Source organism: Amycolatopsis sp. NPDC102389 (genome assembly GCF_044765885.1).
Lineage (GTDB): Bacteria > Actinomycetota > Actinomycetes > Mycobacteriales > Pseudonocardiaceae > Amycolatopsis.
The window spans coordinates 25,179-33,152 of the sequence record NZ_JBIWKX010000077.1 but is presented as its reverse complement, the minus strand read 5'-3'; the positions used below and the strand labels follow the sequence as shown (position 1 = coordinate 33,152).

The window sequence follows — 7,974 nt, the reverse complement described above, 5'->3', positions numbered from 1 at the left end:
ACGACCCGCGCTTGACCAGGGCCGAAGGCTCCTTTCACCGCATTAGACGCGGCGAAGGGAGCCTTCATCCCATCATCGGGCCGCCCGAGAACACGTCACGTTTGACCTTCGGCTCAAAATAACGACACTCGCCACTCACGACCCCTTCGTGAAAACACTCAAACCAGGCTAATCGGGCAGCCTTTACCCGCAGAGAGGCCTTTGTGGACAGTGGGGTTGGGTGGCGGCTTCCCGCAAGTGGTCGCGCGGGCGGAGCCTGTCGCGAAGACCGCCAACAGGGCTCACAGGGCACTACACCTAGCCGCCCGCCACTAGCGCCGCACCTCCCTGAGTACATGAAGGACCCCTTCCTTGCGCCTAACGCAAGGAAGGGGTCCTTCATGCACTGCTACCGCCATCCGGGAAATCATGAATGGACCGTTCATGACATCCGGGACTTGACACGTCACTGGTCGGATGGTTCAAGATAGAGCGGCGACCACCGCGGACCCGAGTTCGGCGGTGGTGGATTTCCCACCGAGATCAGGGGTCTGCACGGTCCCCTCCTCGAGAACCTTTTCCACCGCTGCGCGCACGTCTTGTGCCGCAACGGCTTCCCCGAGATGTTCGAGCAGCATCGCCCCCGCCAGGATCTGCGCCACCGGATTCGCGATGCCCTGTCCGGCGATGTCGGGAGCGCTGCCGTGCACCGCCTCGAACATGGAAGGGAGCTCGCCGGTCGGATTGATATTGCCCGAAGGCGCCATTCCGAGCCCGCCCGTCACGGCCGCCGCCAGGTCGCTCAGGATGTCGCCGAACAGATTGGAAGCGACCACGACGTCGAGCCGGTCCGGCGCCTGCACCATCCGCGCGGCGAGCGCGTCGACATGGCATTGTTCGGCGTGCACGTCCGGATATTCCGAAGAGACCTCGGCGAAGATCTCGTCCCAGAACGGCATCGAATGAATGAGCCCGTTGGACTTGGTCGCCGAGCAGACCCGCCCCGTCCGCGTCTTCGCCAGCTCGAAGGCGTAGCGGATGATCCGCTCCACCCCGACTCGCGTGAACACGGATTCCTGTAAGACGAACTCGTTTCCCAGGCCACGATTGTGCCTGCCACCGAGCTCCGAGTACTCGCCCTCGGAGTTCTCCCGGACGATCACCATCTCCAGTTCGTCGGCATCGCGGCCCGCCAGTGCCGACGTCGTGCCCGGCAAGAGCCGGACCGGCCGGAGATTGACGTACTGCCCGAACGCGCGCCGAACCGGAATGAGGAGCCCCCACAACGACACATGGTCCGGGACACCCGGAAAGCCGACCGCGCCGAGAAAGATCCCGTCGAAACGGGAAAGCTGCTCGATACCGTCGTCCGGCATCATCGAGCCGGTCTTGGTGTACCGCTCGCAACTCCAGTCGAACTCCGTCCAGGACAAGGAGAAACCATGCGATGCCGCCGCGCGGTCGAGGACCTTGCGGGCCTCGACCGTCACGTCGACACCGATTCCGTCGCCGGGAATGGCGGCGATCCGATAAGAAGTAGTCACAGAGCCACCGCGATGTACTTGGTCTCGAGGAACTCGTCGATGCCGACGCTGCCACCCTCGCGGCCGAGCCCGGATTGCTTGATCCCGCCGAACGGCGCCGCCGGATTCGAAACCAGCCCTTGGTTGAGGCCGATCATGCCGGCTTCCAGCCGTTCCGAGACACGCAGTGCCCGCTTGAGATCGGAGGTGTACACATAGGACACGAGACCGTACTCGGTGTCGTTCGCCGCCGCGATGGCCTCGTCCTCGCTGTCGAACGGGGTGATCGGGGCGACCGGCCCGAAGATCTCCTCCGAGGCGAGCCTGGCGTCCTTGGGCACGTCGGTGAGCACCGTGGCCTGATAGAAGTTGCCCGGTCCGTCCACAGTGGATCCACCGGTGAGGACGCGCGCTCCTCGCTCGGTGGCGTCGGAGACCAGACCGCTGACCTTCTCGACGGCGGCTTCGTCGATGAGGGGGCCGACGACGACACCCTCTTCGGTGCCGCGCCCCATGGGCAGGGCCTCCATGCGCTCGGTGAGGCGCCGGGAGAACTCGCCGACGATGCCCCGCTGGACGTAGAAGCGGTTCGCGGCCGTGCAGGCCTCGCCGATGTTGCGCATCTTCGCGGTCATCGCGCCTTCGATCGCCGCGTCGAGGTCGGCGTCTTCGAAGACGAGGAAGGGGGCATTGCCACCGAGTTCCATCGAAGTGCGGAGCACCTTGTCCGCGCACTGTTCCAGCAGCTTCCGTCCGACACCGGTCGAGCCGGTGAAGGAGAGCTTCCGGGCACGGCCGTCCCGGATCAGCGGTTCCATCACGCCGCCGGAGTCCGACGTCGTGAGCACGTTCAGCACACCTTCCGGCAAGCCCGCTTCGGCGAGGATCGCCGCGAGGGCCAACATCGAAAGGGGGGTTTGAGCCGCGGGTTTGATGATCATCGTGCAGCCTGCCGCGACCGCGGGCCCGATCTTGCGGGTGCCCATCGCCATGGGGAAGTTCCACGGCGTGATCAGCAGACACGGCCCGACCGGCTGTTTCGTCACGAGGAACCGGCCTGACCCGTTGGGAGCGACGGCGTAACCACCGTCGATCCGGACGGCTTCCTCCGCGAACCAGCGGAAGAACTCGGCCGCGTAGGCGATCTCGCCCTTCGACTCCGCGAGCGGCTTGCCCATCTCGAGGGTCATCAGCAACGCGAGTTCGTCGGCGCGCTTGATCAGCAGCTCGTAGGCGCGGCGCAAGATCTCGCCGCGTTCACGCGGGGCGACGTTCGCCCAGTCGGCCTGCGCGGCGACGGCCGCGTCGAGGGCGCTGACGCCGTCCGCCGGTGACGCGTCGGCCACCTCGCACAGGGCTTCACCTGTCGAGGGGTCGAGAACGGGGAAGGTCTTCCCGTCAGTGGCGGGCACCCACTTGCCGCCGATGAACAGTTCCTTGTCGACCGCCGTGACTACGCCGGCCTCACTGATCGAGCTCATCCCAACGCTCCTCCATGTTGTCCCGAACGCCATGCTATGGATATTGTCAACAATCGACAACAGCTCAGCCGACCTAGGAGCGCAGCCCATGGCCCAGCTATCACCGCTGCTCAAGCAGGCAACGCCGGTCGTGGTCGACCACGGTGAAGGGGTTTACCTCTACGGCACCGATGGCAAACGTCACCTGGATTTCACCGCCGGTATCGGCGTGACCAGCACGGGCCACTGTCACCCGCACGTGGTGAGCGCGGCGCGGGAGCAGATCGGCAAACTCGTCCACGGGCAGTACACGACGGTCATGCACAAGCCGATGCTGGAGCTCACCGAGAAGCTGGGCGGTGTCCTGCCCGAAGGCCTGGATTCACTCTTCTACGCGAACTCCGGCAGCGAGGCGGTCGAGGCGGCGCTCCGGCTGTCGCGGCAGGCGACCAAGCGGCCCAACGTCATCGTCTTCCAGGGCGGGTTCCACGGCCGGACCGTCGCGGCGGCGACGATGACGACGTCGGGTACCCGGTTCAGCGCCGGGATCTCGCCGCTCATGTCCGGGGTGCACGTCGCACCCTTCCCGTACGCCTTCCACTACGGCTGGGACGAGGAGACGGCGACGAAGTTCGCCCTGCGTGAGCTCGACTACCTGTTCGCGACGGTCTGCGCGCCGAACGAGACGGCCGCGTTCTTCATCGAGCCAGTGCTCGGCGAGGGCGGGTACGTCCCGGCGAACGCGGAGTTCCTCGCCGGGCTGCGGGAACGCGCCGACAAACACGGCATTCTGCTGGTGATGGACGAGATCCAGACCGGCTTCGGCCGGACGGGGCGGTTCTGGGGGCACGAGCACTTCGGAGTACGCCCGGACATCGTGCTCATTGCGAAGGGCCTCGCGAGCGGGTTCCCGATCTCGGGTATCGCCGCGTCGGAGGAGCTGATGACGAAAGCGCTCCCCGGTTCCCAGGGCGGGACTTACGGCGGCAACGCGGTGGCCTGCGCGGCGGCGATCGCCACGCTCGAGGTGATCCAGCAGGAGGGCCTGGTCGAGAACGCCGCCGAACGAGGACGCCAGCTTCTGGAAGGCGTGCGGGTGATCGCGGACAAGTCCCCGTCGATCGGTGACGTGCGCGGGCTGGGGCTTCTGGTCGGCTCCGAATTCACCACGCCGGACGGCGAGCCGGACACGGCGAAGGCCCAGGCGGCGCAAAAAGCCGCGTCTTCCAACGGTTTGCTCTTGCTGACGTGCGGGGCGTACATGAACGTCGTCCGGATGGTGCCGCCGCTGATCGTCGACTCCGAGCAGGTCGACGAGGCGCTGCGGATCTGGGGCGACGTCGTGGCGGGGGTCGAGTGATGGCCCGCTACATCACGATCACCCTGGACAAGCGCGGGGTGTCCTGCCGCGCCCGGCTGCTCGACGCCGAAGCCCCGCGGACGTGCCGCGCGGTGTGGGACGCCTTGCCGCAGAGCGGTTCGGCCTACCACGCGAAGTACGCGCGCAACGAGGTCTACACACTCGTACCGCCCTTCGCCGAACCGAAACCGGGCCGCGAGAACCCCACCGTGACCCCGATCCCGGGGGATGTCGTGTACTTCGGGTTCGAGGCTTGGGAGATCGGCAACCCGGCATACGGGTACGACGAAGACAGTGAAGCGCACAGCGACCAGGGCGCGACGGATCTTGCGATCTTCTACGGCCGCAACAACCTGCTGATCAACGGCGACGCGGGCTGGGTGCCCGGCAACGTGTTCGCGACGATCGAAGAGGGGCTGGCCGAGATGGCGGAAGCCGCGCAGGATCTCTGGCTGCGCGGTGTCGAGGGCGAGACTCTTTCGTTCGCCCGCGCGTGAAACCTCGGGGCGGTGCGGGCCGTTCGGAACCCGCACCACCCCGAGTCCGACGCCGCGCAGCCCGCATCCCCGCCTCCCGCCGCGAAGCGAACATGAAAATGATTCATGGCCATCTCCGCCCACGACGTACTACGCTTCGGTAACCAGGCAAAGAAGCGTGAGGAAGGGCAGTCGATGGGCGATGTTGCGGCACGGTTCGCCGAAATCGTCGGGGACGCGAACTTGCTGTCAGGCGAGGCGATCCCCGAGGACTACGCACACGACGAGGCGTTGACCACCTCCGCGCAGAGGCCCGCCCACCTGGCGAAACCGGGAAGCGCAGAGGAGGTCGCGGAGCTGCTGAAGGCGGCGAGCGAACACGGCGTGCCGGTCACCGCGAGAGGGTCGGGCACCGGCCTTTCGGGTGCCGCGCGGCCACGCGAAGACGGCCTGGTGATCTCGTTCGAACGACTGAACGCGGTTTTGGAGATCGACACCGAAAACCACGTCGCCGTCGTCCAGCCCGGCGTCACACTGTCCGAATTGGACGAAAAGACCGCGGAAGCCGGACTCGGCTACACCGTCTACCCCGGCGAACTGAGCGCGAGTGTCGGTGGCAACGTCGGCACGAACGCGGGCGGCATGCGCGCGGTCAAATACGGTGTCACCCGGCACAACGTCGTGGGCCTGCAGGCCGTGCTGCCGACCGGCGAGATCATCCGGACCGGTGGCAAGACCTCGAAGGTGTCGACGGGGTACGACCTGACACAGCTGATCATCGGCTCCGAAGGCACCCTCGCGATCGCCACCGAGGTCATCGTGAAGCTGTACCCGCGCCTGCCGCACGGCGCCACGGTGTTCGCCCCGTTCGAGACCTTCGACGAGGTGATGACCGTCGTCCCGAAGATCATCTCCAGTGGGCTCGCGCCGCATATCCTCGAGTACATCGACAACCTGACGCTCGCCGCGATCAGCTACAACGAGAAACTCAGCCTCGGCGTGCCGGACGCCATCCGCGACACCGCGCAGGCCTATCTGGTGGTGGCGCTGGAAAACCGCGACAACGACCGGCTGCACGCCGACGTCGAGGAGCTCGGCGGGCTGCTGGGAGACCTCGGCGCGATGGACGTGTACGTGCTCGAAGGCCCTTCGGCGCGCAAGCTCATCGAGGCCCGCGAAAAGGCGTTCTGGACGGCAAAGGCGGCCGGCGCCGACGACGTCATCGACGTGGTGGTCCCGAGGTCCGCCATGCCCGAGTTCCTGCGCAAGGCCAGGGAAATGGCGATGTCGCGCGAGGCGGGCGCGCTCGGCTGCGGACACGCCGGCGACGGCAACGTCCACCTCGCCATCTTCTGCAAGGACACGGACAAGCGGAAGCAGCTGCTGACCGACATCTTCGCGCTCGGCATGGAACTCGGCGGCGCGATCTCCGGCGAACACGGCCTCGGGAGGGCCAAGGCAGGCTACTTCCTCGACCTGGAGGACCCGGCGAAGATCGCGCTGATGCGCCGGATCAAGGAGAGCTTCGACCCGGCCGGGATCCTCAACCCCGGCGTTCTTTTCGCTGAGAGGGCTTGAAAAGTGAGTGAGATGAACGGCGCCCAGTCCCTGATCCGCACCCTCGTCGACGCGGGCGTCGACGTGTGCTTTTCCAACCCGGGCACCTCCGAGATGCACTTCGTGGCCGCGCTCGACTCCGTGCCCGAAATGCGTGGCGTGCTCGGCCTGTTCGAAGGCGTCGTCACCGGCGCCGCGGACGGGTACGCGCGCATCGCCGGCAAGCCGGCGGCGACGCTGCTGCACCTCGGCCCCGGACTCGGGAACGGGCTGGCGAACCTGCACAACGCGCGCCGCGCGCACACCCCGATCGTCAACGTGATCGGCGATCACGCGACCTACCACAAGCAGTACGACGCCCCGCTCGAATCGGATATCGAGGCCGTCGCCGGTTCACTCGAAGGCTGGGTCCGCCGCTCGGAGCACACGAAGGACGTCGGTGCCGACGCCGCGGCGGCGGTCGCGGCCTCCCAGGACGCCCCGGGTCAGGTGGCGACGCTGATCCTCCCCGCCGACGCGTCGTGGGGCGAGGGCGGCGAAACCTGCGCGCCCATCCCGCCTCGGATCCCGCAGGTGGTCGACGCGACGACGGTGAAGAACATCGCCGAAGTGCTGAACAGTGGTGAACCGGTCGCCCTGCTCGTCGGCGGCAGCGGCTGCCTCGAGGCCGGACTGCGCGCGACCAGCCGGATAGCGACCGCGACCGGCGTGAAGACCTTCGTCGAGACCTTCCCCGCACGGCTCGAACGCGGCGAAGGCCTGCCGACGATCGAGCGGCTGGGCTATCTCGCCGAGCAGGTCGCGTATCAGCTCGACGGGATCAAGCACGTGATCGTCGCCGGCACGAAGGCACCTGTGTCGTTCTTCGCCTACCCCGGCAAGGCGAGCAACCTGGTTCCCGAAGGCGCGCAGGTCCATGTGCTGGCCGAAGTCGGGCAGGACGTGCCACGAGCACTGAACGACGTGGCGGAACTGGTCGCGGCCGAGACCGAGCCGGTCCTGCAGGAGGCCGCCCGGCCCGCGCTGCCGTCCGGGCCGCTGACCCCGCAGAACTGGGTCGAGGTGATCGGCGCGCTGCTGCCGGAACGCGCGATCATCGCCGACGAAGCGAACACCTCCGGCCTGTTGCTGCCCGCCGCGACCGCGGGCGCGCCCCGGCACGACGTGCTGACCCTGACCGGTGGCGCGATCGGCTATGGCATGCCCGTCGCGACCGGGGCCGCCGTCGCCGCGCCGGACCGGCCGGTGATCAACCTGCAGTCCGACGGCAGCGCGCTGTACACGATTTCGGCGCTGTGGACGCAAGCACGGGAGAACCTCGACGTCACCACGGTCCTGCTGAACAACCGCGCATACGCGATCCTGCGGCTGGAGTTGCAGCGGGTCGGCGCGGACGCGAGCGGTCCGAAGGCGAACGAACTCCTCGATCTTTCCCGGCCCGACATGGACTTCGTCAAGATCGCCGAGGGCATGGGCGTCCCGGCGACCAGGGCGACGACCGCGGAGGAGCTGGCCGAGCAGTTCCAGCGCGCGCTCGCCGAACCGGGGCCGCACCTGATCGACGCGATCGTTCCCACGCTGTTCTGAGCGAAGCGTCCTTGCGTGCGATGAAGTCCCTT

At 67.3% G+C, this 7,974-nt stretch carries 6 protein-coding genes; 4 read left to right on the top strand and 2 right to left on the bottom strand.

The window, feature by feature from the left end; translation table 11 throughout:
- Nucleotides 1-461: 461 nt before the first annotated feature.
- Together ACIRGA_RS36950 and ACIRGA_RS36945 are read right to left on the bottom strand one after the other, a co-directional pair.
- Nucleotides 462-1,523 carry a tartrate dehydrogenase gene (locus ACIRGA_RS36950; RefSeq protein ID WP_400950665.1) on the bottom strand — a complete coding sequence of 354 codons (1,062 nt, stop codon included), beginning with the start codon at nucleotides 1,521-1,523 and terminating at the stop codon, nucleotides 462-464.
- Nucleotides 1,520-2,983, bottom strand: a complete 1,464-nt coding sequence (locus ACIRGA_RS36945) for an NAD-dependent succinate-semialdehyde dehydrogenase (RefSeq protein ID WP_400950662.1) — start codon at nucleotides 2,981-2,983, stop codon at nucleotides 1,520-1,522. Before ACIRGA_RS36945 ends, ACIRGA_RS36950 begins: the two co-directional genes overlap by 4 nt.
- Before the next feature lie 88 nt (nucleotides 2,984-3,071).
- On the opposite strand from ACIRGA_RS36945, the gene ACIRGA_RS36940 reads away from it, so the two are divergent.
- The 4 genes from ACIRGA_RS36940 to ACIRGA_RS36925 all read left to right on the top strand — a co-directional run bounded on the left by ACIRGA_RS36940 (nucleotide 3,072) and on the right by ACIRGA_RS36925 (nucleotide 7,942).
- Nucleotides 3,072-4,322 carry an aspartate aminotransferase family protein gene (locus ACIRGA_RS36940; protein WP_400950659.1) on the top strand — a complete coding sequence of 417 codons (1,251 nt, stop codon included), beginning with the start codon at nucleotides 3,072-3,074 and terminating at the stop codon, nucleotides 4,320-4,322.
- Complete coding sequence (locus ACIRGA_RS36935; protein ID WP_038508763.1) at nucleotides 4,322-4,819, top strand: DUF3830 family protein; 498 nt, start codon at nucleotides 4,322-4,324, stop codon at nucleotides 4,817-4,819. The genes ACIRGA_RS36940 and ACIRGA_RS36935 overlap by 1 nt, the downstream gene beginning before the upstream one ends.
- A 174-nt stretch (nucleotides 4,820-4,993) precedes the next feature.
- Complete coding sequence (locus ACIRGA_RS36930) at nucleotides 4,994-6,376, top strand: FAD-binding oxidoreductase (RefSeq protein WP_400950657.1); 1,383 nt, start codon at nucleotides 4,994-4,996, stop codon at nucleotides 6,374-6,376.
- A gap of 12 nt (nucleotides 6,377-6,388) precedes the next feature.
- Nucleotides 6,389-7,942 (top strand): acetolactate synthase large subunit, encoded by a 1,554-nt coding sequence (locus tag ACIRGA_RS36925; RefSeq protein ID WP_400950654.1) that lies wholly within the window; start codon nucleotides 6,389-6,391, stop codon nucleotides 7,940-7,942.
- The last annotated feature ends 32 nt before the right edge of the window (nucleotides 7,943-7,974 follow it).

What these genes read in the sequence shown, in the direction of transcription:
- ACIRGA_RS36945 (WP_400950662.1), bottom strand. Translation starts at nt 2,983, where the DNA reads ATGAGCTCGATCAGTGAGGCCGGCGTAGTCACGGCGGTCGACAAGGAA.
- ACIRGA_RS36940 (WP_400950659.1), top strand. Translation starts at nt 3,072, where the DNA reads ATGGCCCAGCTATCACCGCTGCTCAAGCAGGCAACGCCGGTCGTGGTC.
- ACIRGA_RS36935 (WP_038508763.1), top strand. Translation starts at nt 4,322, where the DNA reads ATGGCCCGCTACATCACGATCACCCTGGACAAGCGCGGGGTGTCCTGC.
- ACIRGA_RS36930 (WP_400950657.1), top strand. Translation starts at nt 4,994, where the DNA reads ATGGGCGATGTTGCGGCACGGTTCGCCGAAATCGTCGGGGACGCGAAC.
- ACIRGA_RS36925 (WP_400950654.1), top strand. Translation starts at nt 6,389, where the DNA reads ATGAACGGCGCCCAGTCCCTGATCCGCACCCTCGTCGACGCGGGCGTC.